Source organism: Thauera sp. (assembly GCF_035444905.1).
Taxonomy (GTDB): Bacteria; Pseudomonadota; Gammaproteobacteria; order Burkholderiales; family Rhodocyclaceae; genus Thauera.
In genome coordinates, this window is sequence record NZ_DAOMPS010000014.1 from 1 (window position 1) to 21,796 (window position 21,796).

Annotated in this window: 21 protein-coding genes; 14 read left to right on the top strand and 7 right to left on the bottom strand. The window is 67.7% G+C overall.

From position 1 onward, the window contains the following. The 6 genes from PLC66_RS08490 to PLC66_RS08515 form a co-directional block, all read right to left on the bottom strand. Nucleotides 1–201: hypothetical protein (locus tag PLC66_RS08490; protein ID WP_324539334.1), on the bottom strand; the 201-nt coding region annotated here is incomplete at its 3' end. 283 nt (nucleotides 202–484) lie between these two features. Beyond that, complete coding sequence (locus tag PLC66_RS08495; protein WP_324539336.1) at nucleotides 485–796, bottom strand: hypothetical protein; 312 nt, start codon at nucleotides 794–796, stop codon at nucleotides 485–487. 63 nt (nucleotides 797–859) lie between these two features. Next, a complete protein-coding gene (locus PLC66_RS08500) occupies nucleotides 860–1,315 on the bottom strand; it encodes a nuclear transport factor 2 family protein (RefSeq protein ID WP_324539338.1) in 456 nt (151 codons plus the stop codon). A gap of 106 nt (nucleotides 1,316–1,421) precedes the next feature. After that, complete coding sequence (locus PLC66_RS08505) at nucleotides 1,422–3,554, bottom strand: oxidoreductase (RefSeq protein WP_324539340.1); 2,133 nt, start codon at nucleotides 3,552–3,554, stop codon at nucleotides 1,422–1,424. 8 nt (nucleotides 3,555–3,562) lie between these two features. Next, nucleotides 3,563–4,393 (bottom strand): alpha/beta fold hydrolase, encoded by an 831-nt coding sequence (locus PLC66_RS08510; RefSeq protein ID WP_324539342.1) that lies wholly within the window; start codon nucleotides 4,391–4,393, stop codon nucleotides 3,563–3,565. Between the two features lie 42 nt (nucleotides 4,394–4,435). Further along, entirely contained in the window at nucleotides 4,436–5,779 is a 1,344-nt protein-coding gene (locus tag PLC66_RS08515) for a spinster family MFS transporter (RefSeq protein WP_324539344.1), read from the bottom strand. Between the two features lie 272 nt (nucleotides 5,780–6,051). Between PLC66_RS08515 and PLC66_RS08520 the strand changes: the two genes are divergently transcribed. From PLC66_RS08520 to PLC66_RS08545, 6 genes are all read left to right on the top strand, one after another. After that, the gene (locus PLC66_RS08520; protein WP_324539345.1) at nucleotides 6,052–6,786 is read left to right on the top strand and encodes an SDR family NAD(P)-dependent oxidoreductase; all 735 of its coding nucleotides are present in this window, start codon (nucleotides 6,052–6,054) and stop codon (nucleotides 6,784–6,786) included. Between the two features lie 11 nt (nucleotides 6,787–6,797). After that, a complete protein-coding gene (locus PLC66_RS08525; RefSeq protein ID WP_324525336.1) occupies nucleotides 6,798–7,439 on the top strand; it encodes a nuclear transport factor 2 family protein in 642 nt (213 codons plus the stop codon). Nucleotides 7,440–7,494: 55 nt separating this feature from the next. Next, nucleotides 7,495–9,342 carry a long-chain-acyl-CoA synthetase gene (locus PLC66_RS08530; RefSeq protein WP_324539347.1) on the top strand — a complete coding sequence of 616 codons (1,848 nt, stop codon included), beginning with the start codon at nucleotides 7,495–7,497 and terminating at the stop codon, nucleotides 9,340–9,342. A 215-nt stretch (nucleotides 9,343–9,557) separates the two neighbouring features. Then, a complete protein-coding gene (locus tag PLC66_RS08535; protein ID WP_324539349.1) occupies nucleotides 9,558–9,761 on the top strand; it encodes a hypothetical protein in 204 nt (67 codons plus the stop codon). Between the two features lie 237 nt (nucleotides 9,762–9,998). After that, entirely contained in the window at nucleotides 9,999–11,210 is a 1,212-nt protein-coding gene (locus PLC66_RS08540) for a thiolase family protein (RefSeq protein ID WP_324539351.1), read from the top strand. A gap of 5 nt (nucleotides 11,211–11,215) precedes the next feature. Next, on the top strand, nucleotides 11,216–12,175 hold the full coding sequence (locus PLC66_RS08545; protein ID WP_324539353.1) for a bifunctional OB-fold nucleic acid binding domain-containing protein/MaoC family dehydratase: 960 nt from the start codon (nucleotides 11,216–11,218) through the stop codon (nucleotides 12,173–12,175). A gap of 153 nt (nucleotides 12,176–12,328) precedes the next feature. Here PLC66_RS08545 and PLC66_RS08550 read toward each other — a convergent pair whose 3' ends face one another. Next, nucleotides 12,329–13,864, bottom strand: coding sequence for a Fic family protein (locus PLC66_RS08550; protein ID WP_324539355.1), 1,536 nt, complete (start codon nucleotides 13,862–13,864; stop codon nucleotides 12,329–12,331). Between the two features lie 173 nt (nucleotides 13,865–14,037). Here PLC66_RS08550 and PLC66_RS08555 point away from each other — a divergent pair, with 173 nt between their 5' ends. From PLC66_RS08555 to PLC66_RS08590, 8 genes are all read left to right on the top strand, one after another. Continuing rightward, nucleotides 14,038–14,940, top strand: a complete 903-nt coding sequence (locus PLC66_RS08555; RefSeq protein ID WP_324539357.1) for a VOC family protein — start codon at nucleotides 14,038–14,040, stop codon at nucleotides 14,938–14,940. A 26-nt stretch (nucleotides 14,941–14,966) separates the two neighbouring features. Next, nucleotides 14,967–15,842, top strand: coding sequence for a CoA transferase subunit A (locus PLC66_RS08560; protein ID WP_324539359.1), 876 nt, complete (start codon nucleotides 14,967–14,969; stop codon nucleotides 15,840–15,842). Nucleotides 15,843–15,856: 14 nt separating this feature from the next. Further along, nucleotides 15,857–16,657, top strand: coding sequence for a CoA-transferase subunit beta (locus PLC66_RS08565; RefSeq protein WP_324539361.1), 801 nt, complete (start codon nucleotides 15,857–15,859; stop codon nucleotides 16,655–16,657). 22 nt (nucleotides 16,658–16,679) lie between these two features. Beyond that, the gene (locus PLC66_RS08570) at nucleotides 16,680–17,591 is read left to right on the top strand and encodes an enoyl-CoA hydratase (protein ID WP_324539363.1); all 912 of its coding nucleotides are present in this window, start codon (nucleotides 16,680–16,682) and stop codon (nucleotides 17,589–17,591) included. Further along, nucleotides 17,588–18,730: an NAD(P)H-dependent flavin oxidoreductase gene (locus tag PLC66_RS08575; RefSeq protein ID WP_324539365.1), complete on the top strand. Its 1,143-nt coding sequence runs from the start codon at nucleotides 17,588–17,590 to the stop codon at nucleotides 18,728–18,730. Before PLC66_RS08570 ends, PLC66_RS08575 begins: the two co-directional genes overlap by 4 nt. Nucleotides 18,731–18,793: 63 nt before the next feature. Continuing rightward, nucleotides 18,794–19,546 carry an enoyl-CoA hydratase family protein gene (locus PLC66_RS08580; protein WP_324539367.1) on the top strand — a complete coding sequence of 251 codons (753 nt, stop codon included), beginning with the start codon at nucleotides 18,794–18,796 and terminating at the stop codon, nucleotides 19,544–19,546. A 7-nt stretch (nucleotides 19,547–19,553) separates the two neighbouring features. After that, nucleotides 19,554–20,723: an acyl-CoA dehydrogenase family protein gene (locus PLC66_RS08585; RefSeq protein ID WP_324539369.1), complete on the top strand. Its 1,170-nt coding sequence runs from the start codon at nucleotides 19,554–19,556 to the stop codon at nucleotides 20,721–20,723. 13 nt (nucleotides 20,724–20,736) lie between these two features. Then, nucleotides 20,737–21,795: an acyl-CoA dehydrogenase family protein gene (locus PLC66_RS08590; protein ID WP_324539371.1), complete on the top strand. Its 1,059-nt coding sequence runs from the start codon at nucleotides 20,737–20,739 to the stop codon at nucleotides 21,793–21,795. Nucleotide 21,796 lies beyond the last annotated feature (1 nt).

Consider the following 21,796-nt stretch of genomic DNA (forward strand, 5'->3'; position numbering starts at 1 on the left):
TGGAAGCACTTTCCAAAAAGGGGCGAAAATCGGGGTGAAGTGTCGAACCCCGGGGAGCATGGCCATCGGCACATCCATGACGAACACCACCAGCACGAACACGACTTCGCCTGGAACAGTGACGATCCACATGAACATCGGCACCGCCACGAGGCGCTGGTCCACAAGCACCCGCACTTTCCGGACATCCACCATCGGCATTCACATTGATTGACCAGAACACCAATTTGGCGTCTCCAATATGTCATGCGAGGTGGCGGCTTCACTCGGTTACTTGCCGTTCGGACCACGAAGTGCCCGATGGCTGGATTGGGTCGGGTCCGGCTATAGCGTGAAGTGACAAGCAGTCATTGGCCGCCACAAGCAGGCGAGCGGCAGGTGACCGTCAGATTGCCGCCCGACGCCGACGTCAGGCCCAACGTCGGCATTGGCCGACAAGCCGTCTGCTGCCTTGCACCCGCATCACCGGACGGTCGAAACAGTCCTACCCGATCTCCGCCAGAAACCGCACCCGCGCGCTTTCCAGCGTCAGTCGTCCCGCATCGTCCGCAACCCGCAGCGCCGTGCGGTGATAGGCCTCGAAGGCGGCTTTCACCTTGGCCGCGTCGAGCGCTCCGGAGGTTTCGTCGGGCACCAAGGTTGGGGGGGCTTCGCCAGGGGTCGGCTGCAGGCTGGCGTGCTTGGGGATGAAATCCACGCCGCCGGATTCGGCAGCGGCGGTCATGGGGCCGACCTTGGTGTAGTTGCGGCCTTTCCACTGGAAGCGGGTGCCGTTCGGGAGTTGGTCGATCTTCATTGGTTGCCGCGGCAGTGTCGTCGGGGCCGACAGTCTATTTGAAGACTTCGGCGGGCGGCGCGCTCAGGTGCGTTGTGACAGCTTGATGGGGACGCGCAGGTGGTGGCTGAGGTCGCCGGTGAAGTCGAGCTGACGGTAGTCGCGTTCCACGAAGCACCATGGCCCGTCGATGCGCGCGAAGCGGTCGTGGTAGCGGCCACTGGCGATGATCTGCAGCGGGAAGTCGGCGGCGGATTGCAGCACGGTGAAGCAGGAGCTGACCTTTGCAGTGCCGGCGGTTTCGTCGATATCGAGGATGGGGTTGGTGACGAGGTGGCGGGTGCGAGGCGTGCCGCAGGGGTGGATGATCAGGATGCGGCGCCACAGGGCGAGCAGGCCGTCGGCGTCGAGCGGGCCGGCGGCACCGGTCTCGATGCGAGCATGGCGGAAGAGGGTGGCGGCGTCTTCCAGGCGGCCTTCGTCGATGGCCTCGGCGTAGCGGTAGAGGAGGTTGCAGATCGCGGTGGCGGCGGTGCTCATCGTGCGCTCCGTTGCTGCGCTTCGCGTGCGCGGCGGGCGAATGAAAAAAAGCCGGGCGGCGGTTTGCATACCGCACGCCCGGCCGAGGGAGGATCTGTGGAGTCGGTCAGGCCGACAGGCCGGCGAGCATGCCCGACTTGACGGCGCCTTCGATGTAGCCGATCTGCGCGCCGTCGCCCACCGAGCTGACCGGCACGCCAGCCGCTTCGAGCGCGCGCGCGAGGCTGTCGTCCGGGCGGGCGCCAACGGCGAGCACGACCGAATCGGCCGCCAGCGTGTGCTGGACGCCCTCGGCGTCGGCATAGCGCACCGCCTTCTTGTCGATCGACTCGATCTTCACCTTGGTGTGCAGCACCACGCCGTGCTCGCGCAGCGTATCGAGCACGCGCCAGCGGCGCACGATCGACAGCTCGCGGCCCAGGCTGGGGCCTTCTTCCAGCACCACGACCTCGCGGCCGCGATCGACCAGGAACTCGGCGAGCTCGATGCCGACCAGGCCGCCGCCGATGATCGCGACCTTCTTGCCGAGCGGCATCCACACCCGCGACAGGTTCTGGATGGCGTCGGTGCTGTCGGTGACGCCGACCAGGCTGCCGGCCTTCATCAGCGTGCGCTGGGTGAAGGACAGCTTGCGCTTGGCGATCTCCTCGGCGCGGTCGTCGGTCATCAGCCGGCGCAGCTCGTCGCCCGACCACACGTGGTCCATGTCGGCCCCCGGGATCGGCGGCGCATTGCGCTCGGCGCCGGTGGCGACGATCACCGCGGTGGCGCCGAGCTGGCGGACGAGCTCGGGGGTGGCGACGGTGTTGAGGCGCACGTCGATGTCGAGCTTCTTCATCTGCGTCGTCAGGTAATCGAGCAGGCCGCCGTTTTCGGCATAGGCCAGCGCGGCGAAGAACAGCGTGCCGCCCAGCCGGCTGCTGCGCTCGACCAGGGTGACCTTGTGGCCGCGCAGCGCAGCGGCACGCGCGGCCTCCATGCCGGCGGGGCCGCCGCCGACGACGAGCACGTGGCCGGGTTTCTCGGCCGGCACGAGGCGGATCTCGGCCTCGTGGCCGGTCATCGGGTTCACCGCGCACTTGACGCGCTGGTTGATGAAGATCTGGCTGACACAGGCGTAGCAGTAGATGCAGGGCCGGATGTCCTCGGGGCGGTTCTCGATGAGTTTCTTCGGCAGTTCCGGGTCGGCGAGCATCTTGCGCGCCATGGCGACGAAGTCGCACTGGCCGGCGGCGATGGCGTTGTCCGCGACCTCGGGCTCGAGGCGGCCGACGGCGATCACCGGGATCTTCACCGCCTCCTTGATCTCGGCCGCCCACAGCAGGAAGCCGGCCTTCTGCTGTACCAGCGGCGCCTCGGTGAAGGCCACGCCGGTGCTGGTGTTGGCGTAGGCCGAGACGCTGACCGCGTCGCAACCGGCGTCGGCGGCCATGCGCGCGAAGACCTTCGCGTCTTCCAGCGTGATGCCGCCCTCGGTGCGCAGTTCATAGGCGTCCAGGCGCAGCCACACCGGGTAGTCGGCACCGACGCGCGCGCGCACGGCGGCGATCACCTCGCGCATGAAGCGGCCACGGTTCTCGATCGAGCCGCCGTACTCGTCGTCGCGTCTGTTGTAGTAGCCCGACAGGAAGCCGGCAATGATGTAGTTGTGCGCGGCGTGCAGTTCGACGCCGTCGAAGCCGGCGCGCTGGGCGCGCTCGGCCGCGGCGGCGAACCATTCGATCATCTGCGCGATGTCGGCCTGCTCCATGACACGGATCTTCACGCCGGCCTTCTCGCGGCCCTTCGACGAGCTGATGAAGGCGCCGAGCTCCTCCTGCGTGAGCGCGGCGAACATGTCGGTCTTCACCGCCGGCGGCATCGACGGCACCCACAGCTCGCGGCCCTCGGCGAGGTCGCGCACCGAGTTCTTGCCGGCGTGCTGCAGCTGCGCGGCGATCTTGGCGCCGTGCTTGTGGACGCGGTCGACGATGCCCTTCAGGCCGGGGATGAACTTGTCGTCCGAGAGGCCCACCTGGTAGGGCTCGGCGGTGCCGTGCGGATAGGCGATGGCGACCACGCCCATGGTCAGCAGGCCGGCGCCGCCCGCGGCGCGCGCTTCGTAATAGGCCTGGATGCGTTCGCCGCAGGTGCCGTCGGCTTCGGCGAAGTTCGACCCCATCGGCGCCATCACGATGCGGTTGCGCACTTCCATCTTGCCGATGCGGCCAGGCTGCAGCAGGTTTTCGAAGGATCCCATGGCGTGGCTCACCCCTTGGTCAGAAAGTCGATGCAGCTGCGGTTGAAGAGGTCGCTGTGCTCGACCTGCACCCAATGCCCGCAGCGGTTGAGCAGGATCATGCGCGCGTTGGGCGCGTTCTCGATCACCTTCAGCGCGCCGGTATGGGGGTTGAACTTGTCGTCGGTGCCCCAGAAGCCGAAGATCGGCGCCTTGATCTCGTGCAGGCGGGTGGTCATGTTCGGGACCATCATGGTCGAGAACAGGTTGGCCGGCTGCGAGGGGGCGATCGCGGAGCGCTCGTTGATGATGGTGTCGTCGAGCATCGAGGGATCGAACACCTGCAGGCTCATCACATGGCGCATCTCGACCGGTCCCATCGGGCCCTTGGCGAAGGTCTCGACCATGCGCACGATGCCTTCCATCCTGAAGTAGGTCTCGCGCTCCTCGACGCCGCCCGGCGCCATCAGGATCAGCCGCTCCACCGTGTCCGGGTGGGCGAGCGCCTGGCCGAGCGCGATCGCGCCGCCGAGCGAGTTGCCGAGCAGGGTGCACTTCGTGACGCCGATCTTCTGCAGCAGGCCGTTCAGGCAGGCGACGAAGAAGTCGAGGTTGTACTGCACGTCGGCGGGCTTGTCCGAGCGCCCGAAGCCGGGCAGGTCGAGCACGATGTTGCGGAAACCGGCCGCGGCGAAGGCCGGGTAGTTGCCCTTGAAGTTGCTGTAGCCGCTGGCGCCCGGGCCGCTGCCGTGCAGCCACACAACCACCGGCCCGTGGCCGACGTCGAGATAGTGCAGGCGCAGCCCGTTGTCGAGTTCGGCGAACTGGTCGAGGGGGATGGGCAGGTCGGGTGAGGTCATGCGGTAGTCTCCAGTGACGTGGGCTGTTTATTGCCGGGGCGCTCAGGCGCTCGCCGGGGTCGCGTTTGCGGGCGCGGCAGCGCCGAGCAGTTGGCGGCGGTAGCGCGGCAGCGCGAAAATCAGGCAGAGCGCGGTCAGCGCATAGAGGACGACCGTGCTGGCGAGCGCATAGCGCAGGGCTTCCTGGCCGAGGCTGACGGCGAAGAAGTCGCTCAGGCCGCCGACGATGATCGGGCCGAGGCCGACGCCGAACAGCGTCATGCCCATCACGAAGATGGCGTTCGCCTGAGCCTGGCGGTTGGGCGGAAAGAGGTGGCTGATGGCACCGAAGCAGGGCACTGTCCACCAGGTGGCGGCGAAGCTGAAGGCCAGATAGAACAGGTAGGCCTGCGGAACGGCCATGCTGCCGAGGTGGAAGGCGGTGCCACTGGGCCACAGGTAGAAGGCGAACCCGAGCGGCACGCTGAGCAGGCAGGCGATGACCGGTACGCCGAGCTGCCAGCCCGGGTCGCGCGCCACCAGGCGGTCGGTGACGCTGCCGCAAAGCAGCGTGCCCACCGTCGCCGCGATGCCGCCGCCGAGGCCGACGAGCAGGCCGGCGTGCTGCATCGACAGACCATGCGAGCGGATCAGGAAGCTCGGGTTCCAGGTGCCGATCGCGTAACCCATGATCGCGGCCAGGGTGCCGGCGACGACGATCAGCAGGAAGCCAGGCATGGCGAACAGGCTCCCCAGCGTGCGCTTCCAGTTCTCCTGCGCGGCGTCGGCCGCCTCGCGCGTGGTGAGCGCCGCCGGGCGCGGGGCGCGGACGGTGAGCAGGAACGACAGGCCGAGCAGCACGCCCGGCGCACCGATGGCGATGAAGGCCGTGCGCCAGCCATAGGTCTGCGCGATCCAGCCGCCCAGCCCGAGACCCAGGATTGCGCCCAGGCTCGGCCCCATCAGGAACACCGACAGCGCGCGCGAGCGCTGCTTGGCGGGATAGAGGTCGGATACCATCGCCACCGAAGGCGCCGTGCCGCCGGCCTCGCCCACGGCGACCCCGATGCGGAACAGCAGCAGCATCGCAAAGCTCGTCGCCACCCCGCACAGCATGGTCATCGCGCTCCACGCGATGCAGGCGAGGGCGATCACCGGCTTGCGCCCGATGCGATCGGCGAGGCGACCGAAGGGCAGGCCGAAAACGGTGTAGAAGATCGCGAACGCGACCCCCGACAACAAGCCGATCTGGGTGTCCGAGATGCCGAATTCGAGCTTGATCGGTTCGATCAGGATCGAGATCACCAGGCGGTCGATGTAATTGAAGACGTAGATGATCGCCAGCATCGCCAGGGCGTAGTGGGAGTGCCAGGTGACGCGTTGCTCAATACCGGGGCTTGCGTTCACAGCCTGCCTCCATGCGGGGGTCGATGAATGGCGGACGCGGATCCGCCGACGTTGTGCCGCTATCGTCCGGCGCGCCCGCGGCGGCGGCATCGTCCATTCAGACGAAAGGCCCACCGCCGTCCGCCTCTTCCCGCCTGTGCAATGTCGTCCTCATTAGTCTTAGTGGACGATGTCCGCCTGTTCCATCCCGACAAAACTGCGCTCCATCGACTCGAGCGACGACTGCAACCGTGGTCGCCGACGCCCAAACGAGACAAGGAAGGAGACGACGGATGAGCTTTGCAGACAAGGTGGTGTTCGTGACCGGTGCCGGTCAGGGCATGGGGCGCGCGATTGTGCGCCACTTCGGTGCGGCCGGTGCGCGCGTGGTGGCGGCCGATATCAACGCCGACGCGGCGTCTGCCGCGGTGGCCGAGCTGGGCGCAAAGGGCCTGGCGCTGGCCTGCAACGTGGCCGATCCGGCCTCGGTGAAATCGGCTTTCGAGGCCGTCGCCGAGCGTTTCGGCCGGCTCGACGTGCTCATCAACAGCGCCGGCATCGGCTCGGTCGATGCCTTCCTCGATACCCCCGACGACAACTGGCTGCGCGTCATCGGCGTGAACCTCACCGGCACCTTCCTGTGCTGCCGCGAGGGCGCACGCCTGATGCAGAAGAGCGGCGCCAAGGGCGCCATCATCAACGTCTCCAGCACCGCCGCGATGTCGGGCGAGGGCCCCAGCCACTACTGCGCCTCCAAGGCCGGCGTGATGGGTCTCACGCGCAGCATCGCGCGCGAGCTCGCCGCCAGCGGCATCCGCGTGAACACCATCGTCCCGGGGCCGACCAACACCCCGATGATGGCCGGCATCCCCGACGAGTGGATGCAGTCGATGATCAAGGCCATCCCGCTCGGCCGCATGTGCGAGCCCGAGGAGATCGCGCGCGTCGCCGGCTTCCTCGCCAGCGACGACGCCAGCTTCATCACCGGGCAGAACATCGCCGTCAACGGCGGCATGGCCTTCATCTGAGCGGCGCCGGCATGACGACCTCCGCACCGCAGGCCGACCTGCTCGCCCGCATCGACCGTCTCGAGTCGACCGAGGCCATCCGCCAGCTGGTGGCCCGGTATGCGCTGTCGCTCGACATGCGCGACCTCGACGCCCATGTGAACCTGTTCGCGCCCGACATCCGCGTCGGCCGCGAGAAGGTGGGCCGCGCCCATCTCAAGGCCTGGGTCGACGACACCCTGCGCAACCAGTTCTCCGGCACCTCGCACCACCTGGGCCAGCACGTCATCGAGTTCACCGACCCCGACCATGCCGTCGGCGTCGTGTACTCGAAGAACGAGCACGAGACCGGCCCGGAATGGGTGATCATGCAGATGTTGTATTGGGACGATTACGAGAGAATCGACGGGCAGTGGTATTTCCGCCGCCGCCTGCCGTGCTACTGGTATGCGACCGACCTGAACAAGCCGCCGATCGGCGATCGCAAGATGCGCTGGCCGGGGCGTGAACCCTACGAGGGCAGCTTCCACGACCTGTTCCCGTCGTGGCGCGCGTTCTGGGCCGAACGTCCCGCCAAGGACCAGCTGCCCGAAGTGGCGGAACCCGCCGCGCTGGACCGCTTCCTCGCCACGCTGCGCCGTGGCGCTCCCGATCCCCGCATCCGCGTGCGCTGACGCGCGCGGTCGCTCTCCGAACAGCAACGCTCGAACACAACATGGAGAAGGGCGCATGTCCGATTCTGCCGTCGTTATGAATCCGCCCGCGGCCCGCAGCAAGGTGGTCCCGCGCGAAGAAACCCAGGCCAAGCTCGACGCGCGCTCGCGCGCGGCCAATCTGATCAAGCCGGCCGACCGCTACACCGTGGCCGACCGCCTCGAGGAGCAGGCCGCGCGCTTCGGCGAGCGCGACTTCCTGATCTACGGCGGGCGCCGCTTCAGCTATGCCGAGGTGGACGCACGCGCCAACCAGGTCGCCCATGCCCTGCATGCGCGCGGCCTGCGCTGCGGCGACGTGTGCGCGCTGGCGATGGAGAACCGGCCCGAGTTCTTCTTCTACTGGTTCGGTCTCGCCAAGCTGGGCGTGGTGGTCGCGGTCATCAACACCCAGGTCAGCGGCCGTCCGCTCGCTCACGCGCTGGAGTCGACGCACGCCCGCGCCGTCGTGCTCGGCGAGGAGTGCCTCGAGAACTTCGCGCTCACGCCCGAGCGTCCCGCGCAGCCCCTGTACCTCGTCGCCGACCCCGAGAAGCCCGCCACCGCCGAGCATCGCGCGCTGGCGAGTGCCGATCTGAGCGCCGAGGTCGAGGCCGCCGCGCGCAGCCCCTTCCCGCGCGAAGGCCGTGCCGAGGTGCGCGCCGAGGAGTCGATGCTGCTGATCTTCACCTCGGGCACCACCGGCCTGCCCAAGGCGGCGCGCTACAGCCACATGCGCTGGATGTCCTCGGGCGACGTCATGCAGGTGACCCTCGAGGTGACGCCCGATGACGTCTTCTACTGCTGCCTGCCGCTGTACCACGGCGCGGCGGCGACCTCGGTGACCTCCACCGCGCTGAAGTCGGGCAGCAGCATCGTGGTGCGGCGCAAGTTCAGCACGCGCGAGTTCTGGACCGACGTGCGCGCCAACGGCATCACCATCTTCCAGTACATCGGCGAGATCTGCCGCTACCTGCTCAACGCGCCCGCCCAGGCCAACGACCGCGACCACAGCCTGCGCGCCATGCTCGGCGCCGGCCTCACCGCGGAGACCTGGACGCGCTGGCTCGATCGCTTCGGCCCGATCCAGATCTTCGAGGGCTGGGGTTCGACCGAGGCCAACACGGCGGTGATCAACGTCGACAACCACGTCGGCTCCTGCGGTCGCATCCCCGACTGGAACAAGACCAACTTCCGCCTGGTGCGCTACGACGTCGAGACCGAATCGCATCCGCGCGACGAGAACGGGCACTACATCCTGTGCCAGCCGGGCGAGGTCGGCGAAGGCATCGCCTTCATCGTCAATCATCCCGAGATCGGCGGCGGGCGCTTCGAGGGCTACACCTCCGAAGAAGCCACCGAGAAGAAGATCGTGCGCAACGTCTTCACCGAAGGCGATGCGTACTGGAGTTCAGGCGACCTACTGCGCTACGACGAGGACGGCTACTTCTACTTCGTCGACCGCATCGGCGACACCTTCCGCTGGAAGAGCGAGAACGTCTCCACCGCCGAGGTCGCCGATGCCTTGTCGGACTGCGCCGGCGTGGAGCTGATCAACATCTACGGGGTGAAGGTGCCCGGCCACGAGGGGCGTGCGGGCATGGCGGCCATCGTGATGCAGCCTGGCCACGCCTTCGATCCGAAGGCCTTCTACGCGCTCACCGAGGCCCGCCTGCCGCGCTATGCGGCGCCGCAGTTCGTGCGCGTATCGAGCGCCGCCGACCTCACCACCACCTACAAGCTGCGCAAGGTGGACCTGCAGCGGCAGGGCTACGACGACAAGGCCTTCGACGACCCGCTGTACGTGCGCGACGAGGCGGGCGCCACCTACGTGCCGTACTCGGCCGAGGCGCTCGCACGTGCGGGCCTGCCCCCGTTCGCCTGAGGCGGGGCGGCAAACGATCGATCGGCGCTCTTCGGAGCGCCGTTTTTTTTGATTTAGTCCATTCGGACGATGTCGCGCTTGCGCGCCTTCGACAATCTACACACCGTGCAGGAGGAGACACCTGGGCGGCAGTCGCAGCGAAGCGGCGTCGCATCACGTTCCTGCAGGCGGCGTGCAGCGCGCACGCAAAACTGTAGCGCACGAAGGAGAAGCACATGATTACCAAGGCCCTGTTGTGCGGGTGCGTGTTTGGATGCCTCGCGGCCTTTGCGGCAATGCTCGATCGTGGCCATGCCCGGGTGCTCGACTCCCTGGTCCAGATCCCGGCCTGCGGCGCCAGCGAGACCGAGTGCCACACCACGGGTTCGCCCGCGAACGCCTCGACCGGCCGCTTCTTTGCGATGCTGGCGACGCACTGAAACATGCTCCGCGACCGCCGCTGCGGTCGCAACGAACGACGTGGCCCTGCCTTCGGAATCCGGAGGCAGGGCCATGTTGCATGGGGGCGCCCGATCCTGCGCCGGCAGCTGCGCACCATGACCTAGGGTCTCCCCCGCTTCGCCTAGTCGATTTGAACGATTGCCGGCCGCAGCGCCTGTGGCATCGTTGAGCGCACTACAGAGCGGGCGGTGCCCGCATCAGCGAGGTGAGGGAGCATGGGTCTCAAAGGAAACGCAGCAATTGTCGGCGCCGCGCAGTACCGGCCGGAGAAGTACGCGATCGCGCCACGGATGTTCCATCTCGAGCAGGTGGCCGACCTGGCCGGCCTTGCCCTGGCGGACGCCGGGCTCAAGGCCAGCGACATCGACGGCCTGGTGATCCACGGCCCGCAGTTCCACGAAGCGCAGGTCTTCGTGCCGGCGATGGCGGCGGAGTATCTCGGCCTGTCGCTCAACTTCGCCGAAGTCGTCGACCTGGGCGGCTGCTCGTCGGTGGCGGCGGTGTGGCGCGCGGCGATGGCGGTCGAGATGGGCCTGTGCCAGGCCGTGCTGTGCGTGATTCCCGCGCGCATGGCGCCCTTCGGGCCGGACGAGGACCCGAGCTGGATGGCGCGGGCGATGCGCTTCGGTGGCCACAGCACCGCCTTCGGCGCCCCCGAGGCCGAGTTCGACCTGCCCTACGGTCACATGGGCCAGAACACCGGCTACGCGATGATCGCCCAGCGTTACGCGGCCAAGTACGGCTACGACCCGGTGGCGATGGCCAAGATCGCGGTCGACCAGCGCACCAACGCGCTCGCCAACCCGGACGCCAGCTTCTTCGGCAAGCTGCTCTCCATCGAGGACGTGCTCGCCAGCAAGATGGTCGCCGAGCCGCTGCGCGTGCTCGAGATCGTGATGCCGGTCGCTGGCGGTGCCGCCGTGATCGTGGCCTCCAAGGAAGTGGCGGCGCGGGCGAAGAACCGCGGCGCCTGCATCACCGGCTTCGGCGAGCACCTGTACTTCAAGTCGCCGACCTACGCGACCGAGATGACCGACACCCCGATCGGCCCTGCGGCCGAGCGCGCCTTCGCGATGGCGGGCATCCAGCGCAGCGACATCCACGCCGCGCAGCTCTACGACTGCTACACCATCACCGTGCTGCTGACGCTGGAAGATGCCGGCTTCGCGCCCAAGGGCGAGGGTATGCGCTGGGTGCGCGAGCACGACCTGACCTACAAGGGCAACTTCCCGATGAACACCCACGGCGGGCAGCTGAGCTTCGGCCAGAGCGGCACCGCGGGCGGCATGTCGCAGGTCATCGAGGCCTTCCACCAGATTTCCGGCCGCGCCGGCGAGCGCCAGCTCAAGCGCTGCGACACCGTGTTCGTCTCGGGCACCGGTGGCGTGATGAGCGAGCAGGGCGCACTGATTCTCCAGGGAGCATGACGAGCATGTCGACCAACAAACCCCTGCCGACGGCCACCGAGATCTCGGCACCGTTCTGGAACGGCCTCAAGGCAGGCCGCCTCACGATCCCGCAATGCAAGTCCTGCGGTCACTGGGTCTTCTTCCCCCGCCGCCATTGCGACAAGTGCTGGTCGCAGGACCTGGCGTGGAAGGAGGTCAAGGGTACGGGCACGCTCTACACCTATACGCTGACCCGCGTCCCGACACTGCCCGACTTCGCCGACGAGATGCCGCAGAAGATGGCGGTGGTCGAGCTCGACGAAGGCGTGCGCATCAATACCACGCTGATCGGCGTGGATGAATCCGAGGTCAAGGTCGGCATGCGGGTCAAGCCTGTGTTCGACACGGTGAAATCCGATGGCACCGCGCTGCTGCGCTTCACCGCGGCGGACAAGGATCTCCCGTCCCGCATCGACAGCACGCCGACCGCGCTCGCCGCGGCCGCCGAGGCCCAGGCCAGCGCCGAGCCGGAGGCCGCGAAGCGCCAGGTGCGTTTCGACGACGAAGCGGCTATGAAGGCGCTGGTCAGCGAGACCTACTCGGCCTGGAGCAACCAGGTCGTGGTCGATCAGGCGCTGATCGACGAGTTCGCCAGGCTGTCGGGCGACGACTACTGGATCCACACCGATCCCGAGCGCGCGCGCAAGCAGAGCCCCTTCGGCGGCACCATCGCCCACGGCGCGCTGGTGCAGGTGCTGCAGTCGCGCCTGCGCATCCCGCTCGACTTCGAGGTGGTCGGCTTCAACAACATGGTCAATTACGGCTCGAACCGCCTGCGCTTCCCGGCGCCGGTGCCGGCAGGATCGCGCATCCACGCGCGCTCGCGGGTCAAGTCGGTGGAGAAGCTGCCCAAGGGCATGCAGATGACGATGGAGATCGTGACCCATATCGTCGGCAGCGAGCGGCCGTCCGTCATCAACGATCTCGTGATCCTTTACATGTGAGGCGCCGCCGTCCCGCGGTGCTCGATGTGCAGTTGTTCCTGTAGTGCGCAGTCGTAGTACCTGCAGTTTCGTTGCATGGTTGTCCTCCTCTCTTCCAGGCCGCCTCCCCGCAAGGGTTGGTGGCCGTTTTTTTGCTGCCTCGGCAGGAGAGGGCTAATTGGAGCCTTGGTTGTCCTCATCCGATCGGCGCTGGCCTTGCGCCTGTTGCCAAGCCGTGAATTCCGAGCGCCGCAGCCGGTAGCGGGCAATGTTGCCCTCATGCAGCTGGCGCAGGGCCGCCGTGAGCATTGCACGGAATGCCGCCAGGTCGGCTTCGATCGCGTGCGTACGTGCCTCCCTGGCGATGACGGTCTGGCTGGGGGGGCGCAAGCCCTTGACCACGGATTGCACTGCCTGGATCAGGGCTTCCCGGTACTTGATCTTGAGCGGATCGGGCTCGACCATCGTCTGCGTGATGGCCAGATACCGCTGGCAGGACCGCTCGTAGGCCCAGACGAATACATCGCGCAGCAGGTCAATCCGGTTCAGTTCATATACGCCCAGAGTCCCTTCGACGTAGGCGCGTTCCGGTACATCGATGAAGGAAAGCGGACAAAGGTTGTGCTTGAAGAGCGGGATGTTGGCGCCAACGCGCGAGACGCGTTTGTTCACGTCTTCAAACGGCTGCAGGTAGGGTAGCTGCACCATCAGGAAGAAGGCCTGCTCGAACGGGTCGGGAATGGCAGTCGCCTTGTCCAGAAGAAGTGAAAAGCAGTCTTCGATGAGTTGCGGCAGCGCCAGCGGGTGAAACACCGTTCCCGAGATGTCCACCGGCCGACGGCGCAGGCGGCCGCTGGCTTCTTCATCGGGCATCAGGTCTTGCGACAGGACCGCGTGCAGGTTCTTGAAGGTGAAGGCGTCAAGGCCCACCTCTTCCGCGCCCTCGATCAGCATCTCGATCGCCGCCTTGTGGTTCAGGATCATCTGCGTTTCGATGGCGTCCTTACCCTTGGCGACCTGACCAAACTCGATCAGATTCTGGGTGTCGAGCCGGCTATAGGTGTTGCCCTCCAGTCTCGATGAGGCCCAGGACAGATCGACCAGCAGGCGGCTCAGGATGTCCCGTGCATAGGTACCTGCGGGTCGCTCGCTGTCGGACGTGCGCCCCATCTCGTGCAACTGGTGGCGCAGCGTTTCAGGCAGGTAGAAGGTTTCGCCGGGGACGTAAGCCTCCAGAAAGTCACGCTGATAACCGACCGGGCGGCGATGCATCAGGGGTCGCCTCATCTGGTCGCGGATGGCGGCACCTTCCGGGGATAAGGGCACATACAGCGCCGTTTCGGTCGGTGCCGTGGTAGTCGGTGTCGCCGGACCAATGGCTTGCACCGCGCGATCGGAGGCCGGCTTGTAGACCAGGGCGACGCTTTCGCCCTCGGTGGTCAGGCGCCGCTCGACGACGAGCCTCTGCAGGCGGCGTTGCAATGTACGACGGTTGGGCTTGGTGCCTTGGCGCCGAGTCATTTCGAGTTCAATGTCGGCAATGCCGATTCCGACCGGATGTGCTCCGACGACGGATGCGATCAGCTCGAGTTCTTGTTGCAGCGTGGTGCGTGGCATCGCGAAAAGCTCCTCGGGGGATTCTGTCGCGCTTTGTCGCGCCTGAGCGACAAAGCGCGACAAGAGTGTGTCGCGCAAGTGGTCGCGCTTCAAGTTGAATCTTTCGCCTGCCGGCTCACCTGCAGCGAGCACGCTTGACACCTCGTGCGGAGGCTTGGGCAGGTCACCTTCGGGCAGGCGTTTTCGTAGTCTCAACGGACGATGATGGCGCCGCCGCCTCTTCGCACAATGCCCTCACGTATCCGACCAATCTCTTGGGGGCAGCAATGATCGACATCCGCGGTTTGGCCTACTTCGTCGCGCAGATCGACGACCTCGCCGAATGGAAGCATTACGCCGAGGAGGTGCTCGGCATGATGACCTCGACCGCGCCTGGCGGCGGTCTGTACATCAAGATGGACGAGCGCCCCTTCCGCATCCTGGTGGTGCAGGGCGCCGAGCGCCGCTATGTGGCGTCGGGCTGGGAGCTGGCGGGTGACGACGCCTTCAAGGCCGCGCTCGCCGAACTCGACGCCAAGGGCGTGGGCTACGAGCTCGCCGATGCCGCCACCGTCGCCCAGCGCGGCATGCAGGCGGTCGCGGTGGTGACCGACCCCTCGGGCAACCGCCACGAGCTGTGCTGGGGCCACCTGTCGGACTGCCAGCCCTTCGTGTCGCCGCAGGGCGTGCCGCGCTTCCTCACCGGCGACATGGGCCTGGGCCACACCGTGATGCCGGCCCCCAACTTCGACGCCACCGCGGCCTTCTTCCGCGACGTGCTCGGTTTCGGCCTGTCGGACATCTTCAATTTCCGTCCCGATCCCTCGGCGCCGCCGGTGCGCATCCACTTCCTGCACTGCAACAACGCCCGCCACCACAGCCTGGCGATCGCCGAGTACCCGGTGCCGAGCGGTTGCGTGCATGTGATGGTCGAGGTCGACTCGATGACCGAGGTCGGCCGCGCCCACGACCGCCGCATCGCGCACAAGGTGCCGCTGTCGGCCACCCTGGGCCAGCACCTCAACGACCGCATGATCTCCTTCTACATGAAGACCCCCTCGGGCTTCGACCTCGAGTACGGCTACGGTGGGCTGCAGTGCGACTGGGAGCGCCACAACGCCTTCGAATTCACCCGCGTCAGCATCTGGGGCCACGACTTCGGCGTGGGTCAGCAGGAACAGGCCGCCTGAGCGCGGCCGGCAACAGGAAAGAATCCATGAACAAACTGATGACGACGGCCGATGTCGTCGCCCAATTGCGCGATGGCATGACCATCGGTTTCGGTGGCTGGGGCCCGCGGCGCAAGCCGATGGCGATCGTGCGCGAGATCCTGCGCTCGGACGTGAAGGACCTCACCGTGGTGTCCTACGGCGGCCCGGACGTGGGCATGCTGTGCGCCGCCGGCAAGGTCAGGAAGCTGATCTTCGGCTTCGCCACGCTGGATGCCATTCCGCTCGAGCCCTGGTACCGCAAGGTGCGCGAGGCGGGCAAGCTCGAACTGCTCGAGCTCGACGAAGGCATGTGGCAGTGGGGCCTGCGTGCCGCCGGCATGCGTGTGCCCTTCCTGCCCACGCGCTGCGGTCTGGCCACCGATGTCACCAAGCTCAACCCCGAGCTCAAGACCATCCAGTCGCCGTATGACGACGGCGAGGTGCTGCTGGCGATGCCGGCCCTGAAGCTCGACGTCGCGCTGGTGCACGTCAATGTCGCCGACCAGCTCGGCAACACCCTGATCCAGGGCGGTGACCCGTATTTCGACCACCTCGTCGCACGTGCGGCAGACGCCTGCTACGTGTCGGCCGAGCGTGTCGAGGAGCGCCTGGCGCTCACCCCCGACCAGGCCCGCCTCAACACCTTCGAGCGCTACCTGGTGAAGGGCGTGGTACATGCGCCCTGCGGCGCCCACCCGACCACCTGCGCGCCCGAGTACGGCTGGGACATGAGCCACTTCAAGCGCTACGTCGCCAGCGCGGCGGAAGAGGGCGGCTGGCAGGCCTACATGGACGAGTTCGTCACCCCGGGCGAGGCCGCCTACCAGGACAAGAACGGCGGCATCGAGCGCATGGGCAAGCTGCCCCTGCCGGTGTTTTGAGGAGCGCGAGCGGCATGAGCAACAACACTGAATTCACCCTGGCCGAACTGATGATCGTCGCGGCCTCGGAAGCCTGGCGCGGCGACGGCGAGGTGCTGGCCTCGGGCATCGGCGTGATCCCGCGCCTGGGCGCCAGCCTGGCCAAGCTCACCTACGCCCCCGAGCTGCTGATGACCGACAGCGAATGCTTCCTGGTCGAGGAGCCGATTCCGCTCGGCCCGCGCGGCGACTATGTGCCGAAGTACTCCGGCTACATGTCCTTCGAACGCGTGTTCGAGTGCGTGTGGGGCGGCCGCCGTCACGCCATGATCGGCCCGACCCAGATCGACCGCTTCGGCCAGACCAACCTGTCGGTGGTGGGCGACTACAGGAAGCCCAAGGCCGCCATCCTCGGCGTGCGCGGCCTGCCGGGCAACAGCATCAACCACATCAACTCCTTCTTCGTGCCCAACCACAGCAAGCGCGTGTTCGTCGAAGGCGAGGTGGACATGGTGTCGGGCGTCGGCTTCAACCCGGCGCGCTGGGAACCCGGCATGAAGCAGGACTTCATGGACATCCGCCGCATCGTCACCGATCTCTGCGTGCTCGACTTCGAAGGTCCGGAGCACGCCATCCGCGTGCGCTCGCTGCACCCGGGCGTCAGCTTCGACGAGGTGCAGGAGAAGACCGGCTTCCCGCTGCTGAAGGCGCCTGAGCTGGGCGAAACCCCGCATCCGACCGCGGCGCAGCTGGAGACCATCCGCCGCCTCGATCCGCACGACCTGCGTGGCGCACAGATCAAGGGCAACCCGCCCGGCATCCGCACTGCAGCCTGAGGCCGCAAAGGAAGAAGCAGAGATGAGCGCCCCCGACCAGAACTTCGTCACCCGCCCCGACAACGCGGTGTACGAGACCGACAGCCCGGTGCACTACGCCGTGGCCGACGGCATCGCCACGGTGACGATGAGCCGTACCGAGTTCAACAACGCGCAGAACTCGCAGATGACCTATGCGCTGGACGCCGCCTTCCGCCGTGCGGTGGATGACGACGCGGTCAAGGTCATCGTGCTGCGCGGCGATGGCAAGCACTTTTCCGCCGGCCACGACATCGGTACGCCGGGGCGCGACATCAACAAGCCCTTCGACCGCGTGCACCTGTGGTGGGACCACACCAACAAACCCGGCGGCGAGTACCTCTACGTGCGCGAGCAGGAGGTCTACCTGAACATGTGCCGGCGCTGGCGCGACCTGCCCAAGCCGACCATCGCCATGGTGCAGGGCGCCTGCGTCGCCGGCGGGCTGATGCTGGCCTGGGTGTGCGACCTGATCGTCGCCAGCGACGACGCCTTCTTCCAGGACCCGGTCGTGCGCATGGGCATCCCCGGCGTGGAGTACTTCGCCCACCCCTACGAGCTCAACCCGCGCATCGCCAAGGAATTCCTCATGACCGGCGACCGCATGGGGGCCGAGCGCGCGTACCAGATGGGCATGGTCAACCGGGTGGTGGCGCGCGAACAGCTCGAGGCCGAGACCTACGCGCTCGCCGCGCGCATCGCCAAGCAGCCGCGCATGGGCCTGGCGCTGACCAAGCAGGCGATCAACCACGTCGAGGACCTGCAGGGCAAGCGCACCGCGATGGATGCGGTGTTCGCCTGGCATCACTTCGCCCACACCCACAACGAACTGCTGTCGGGCGACAAGCTCGGCGGCTATGACGCGAAAGCCATGGCCAGCGCCAACAAGCAGGCCGCCGGCGAGCGCAAGGCATGAGTCACTCCGCCATGAATCCCGATTTCTCCGCGCTGCTGCGCACGCCGCTCACCGAGCGCCTCGGTTGCCGCTACCCCATCATCCAGACCGCAATGGGCTGGGTGGCGGATGCGAACCTGGTGATCGCCACCACCAAGGCCGGCGGCTTCGGCTTCCTGGCCGGCGCCACCATCGACGCCGACAAGATCGAGGGCGAGATCCAGAAGGTCATCGCCGCCACCGGTGGCAGCAACTTCGGCCTCAACTTCCACATGTTCCAGGAGAACGCCGCGCAGTGCGTCGACCTGGCGATCCAGTACAAGCTGCGCGCGGTGAGCTACGGCCGCGGGCCGGACAAGAAGACCATCGCCCGCTTCAAGGAAGCCGGCGTGCTGTGCATCCCCACCGTGGGTGCGCTGAAGCACGCGGTGAAGGCGGTCGAGCTCGGCGCCGACATGATCACCATCCAGGGCGGCGAGGGCGGCGGCCACACCGGCGGCGTGCCCACCACCATCCTGCTGCCGCAGGTGCTGGCGGCGGTGAAGGTGCCGGTGATCGCCGCCGGTGGCTACTCCACCGGGCGCGGCCTGGCCGCGGCGCTGGCCGCTGGTGCGGCGGGCATCGCCATGGGCACGCGCTTCCTGATGACCACCGACTCGCCGACGCCGCCGGCCACGCTCGACCGTTACGTCAAGGTCGACGACCCGCAGAAGGTGCGGGTCACGCTCGCGGTCGATGGCATGCGCCACCGCATGATCGAGAACCCCTTCATCAACAAGCTCGAGGGCGCCAGCCCGATGGGCCGGCTGCTGATCGCGCTCAAGAGCGCCTGGCACTGGAAGCAGCAGACCGGCATGAGCCTCGGCCACATGCTCGGAGTGTTCCGCCAGGCGCTGAAGGAAGACCCGGGCGCCGTGTCGCAGACGGTGATGTCGGCCAACCAGCCGGTGCTGCTGCAGCGCTCGATGGTGGACGGCTTCCCCGACGAAGGCATCCTGCCCAGCGGCCAGGTGGCGGCGGCGATCGGCAAGCTCGAGAGCTGCGAGGACGTCATCCACGGCATCGCAGCCGAGGCCGAAACCTGCCTCGCCGCGCTGTACGCCCGCCTCGACGACGCGCGCGGCACCGAACCCTGCAAAGAGACCGCGGCCGTCGCCTGAGCGAGCAGCCCGAGCCCCACCGCAACCCCAGACCCGACAAGAGACCCAACGGAGCCCGATAACGTGAGCCAGGCCTTCCAGACAACGATCGACGGCGGCATTGCCGAACTCGTCATCAACAAACCGCCGGTCAATGCGCTCGACAGCAGCGAGTGGTACGCGCTGGCGCACCGCATCGACGAACTCGGCCACGACCCCGAGGTGCGCGTGATCGTGATCCGTGCCGAAGGGCGCGGTTTCTGCGCGGGCGTGGACATCAAGGAGCTCGACGCTCACCCCGAGCGCATCGTCGCGGTCAACGGCGGCAACTACGCCACCTTCAAGGCGGTGCACCGCAACCCGGTACCGGTCGTCGTCGCGGTGCACGGCTTCGTGCTCGGCGGTGGCATCGGCATCACCGGCGCGGCCGACATCGTGATCGCTTCCGACTGCGCCACCTTCGCGCTCCCCGAGGTCGATCGCGGCGCGATGGGTGGCGGCGCCCACCTGCAGCGCCTGTTCCCGGTGCAGAAGGTGCGCTACCTGTTCTTCACCGGCGAGAAGATCGGCGCGCGCGAGGCCGAGCGCTACGGCTTCATCGAGCGCATCGTGACCAAGGCCGAGCTGCGCGGCGCGGCGCTCGAGATTGCCCGCAAGATCGCCGAGAAGAGCCCGGCCATGATCCGCATCGCCAAGGAGGCGCTGAACGGCATCGAGGACGGCAACCTGGAAGACAAGTACCGCTGGGAGCAGGGCTTCACGCTGCAGGCCTACACCAGCCCCGACTCGGCGGAAACCCGCCGCGCCTTTATCGAGAAACGCGAAGCCAAGTTCTGAGGACACCATGGATCTCGCCTACACCCCCCGCCAGAAAGCCTTCCGCGAGGAAGTGCGCGCCTGGCTCGCGGCCAACCTGCCGCGCGAGCCCCTGGCCAGCTACGACACCCGCGAGGGCTTCGAGCAGCACCGCGAATGGGAGCGCAAGCTGTTCGATGCGCGCCTGTCGATGGTGATCTGGCCCGAAGCCCTCGGCGGACGTGGCTGCGACCTCATCGAATGGCTGATCTTCGAGGAGGAGTACTACGGCGCCGGTGCCCCGATGCGGGTGAACCAGAACGGCCAGCTGCTGCTCGGCCCGACGCTGATCGAATTCGGCACCGAGGAACAGAAGGCGCGCTTCCTGCCGCGCATGTCCTCGAGCGAGGACATGTGGGCGCAGGGCTGGTCCGAGCCCAACGCCGGTTCCGACATGGCGGCGATCACCAGCAAGGCCATCCTGTCGGCCGACGGCACGCACTACGTGGTCAATGGCCAGAAGACCTGGTCGACGCGGGCGAGCTTCGCCGACTGGCTGTTCGGCCTGTTCCGCAGCGACCCGGGCTCGAGCCGCCACCACGGCCTGTCCTACCTCGCGGTGCCGCTGGACGCGCCGGGCGTGACCATCCGCCCGATCCAGGCGCTCAACGGCAAGCAAGCCTTCGCCGAGATCTTCTTCGACGACGTCAAGGTGCCGGTCGACAACCGCATCGGTGACGAGGGCCAGGGCTGGCACGTGGCGATGGCCACGGCCGGCTTCGAGCGCGGCCTGCTGCTGCGCTCGCCGGCGCGCTTCCAGTACACCGCGCGCAGGCTGGTCGAGCTCTACAAGGCGAACCGCGAGGTCGCCGACCGCGACCCGAGCATCCGCGACGCGGTCATCGAGGCCTGGACCGGCACCGAGGCCTACGCGCTGTCGGCCTACCACACCGTCGGCCGCCTGGCGAAGGGCGCCCGCATCGGCGCCGAGGCCAGCACCAACAAGATCTACTGGTCCGAGCTCGACCTGAAGATGCACGAGACCGCGATGCGCATCCTCGGCCCGCTCGGCGAGCTCACCGGCGACGCGCCGGCCGCAGTCGACGCAGCGCGCTGGCTGGACGGCTTCCTGTTCGCCCAGGCCGGGCCGATCTACGCCGGCACCAACGAGATCCAGCGCAACATCATCGCCGAGCGCATGCTCGGCCTGCCGAAATAAGGAAGGGGCCGCCATGGACTTCACCTTCACCGACGACCAGCTCACCTTCCGCGAGGCGGTGAGCCGCTTCCTGATGACCGAGGCCGCCCCCGAGCGGCTGCGCGAGATCTGGGACACCGACACCGGGCGCTCGCCCGAGCTGCGCAAGAACATCGCCGAGCAGGGCCTGACCGCGCTGTCGGTGCCCGAGGACTGCGGCGGCCTGGGCATGGACGACGTCGCCTGGGCGCTGATGACGCAGGAGCTCGGCTACTACGCCCTGCCGGATTCGCTCGCCGATGCCGCCTACGTCGCCGCCGGCCTCGTCACCGCGCTGCCTGCCGGCACCGCGTCGCGCGAGGAATGGCTCGCCCGCATTGCCGAGGGCAGCATCCGCATCGCGGTCGGCCATCCGGTCAACCCGCTGGTGGCCGACGCCAACCCGGCCAACCTGCTGCTGCTCGCCGACGGCGACGCGGTGCATGCCGTGCCGCGCGAGCAGGTCGAGGTCGAGGCCAACCCCAGCATCGACCTGTCGCGCCGCCTGGCGCGCGTGCGCTGGACGCCGGCCGCCGCCACCCTGATCGCCGACGGCGAGAGCGGGCGCGCGCTGTGGGCGCAGACGCTCAACCGCGGCGTGCTGTCGGCCGCCGGCCAGCTGCTCGGCCTGGCGCAGCGCATGCTGGACCTGTCGGTCGACTACGTCGCCCAGCGCAAGCAGTTCGGCAAGCCGATCGGCAGCTTCCAGGCGGTCAAGCACCACCTCGCCGACGTCGCGACGAAGATCGAATTCGCCAAGCCGGTGCTGTACCGCGCCGCCTACGCGCTCGCGCACGGCGAGGCCGGTGCCGATGCGCGTGTCTCGCACGCCAAGCTCGCCTGCGGCGAAGCCGCCTGGCTGGCCGCGCGCCATGGCATCCAGGTGCACGGCGCGATGGGCTACACCTGGGAAGTCGATCTGCAGATGTTCATGAAGCGCGCCTGGGCGCTCGATGCGTCCTGGGGCGACCGCGGCTTCCACAAGGCGCGGGTCGCCGATGCGATCCTGGTCGAGGGCGCCGTCCTCGGTCCCGGCCACACTTTCGAGGAATGAA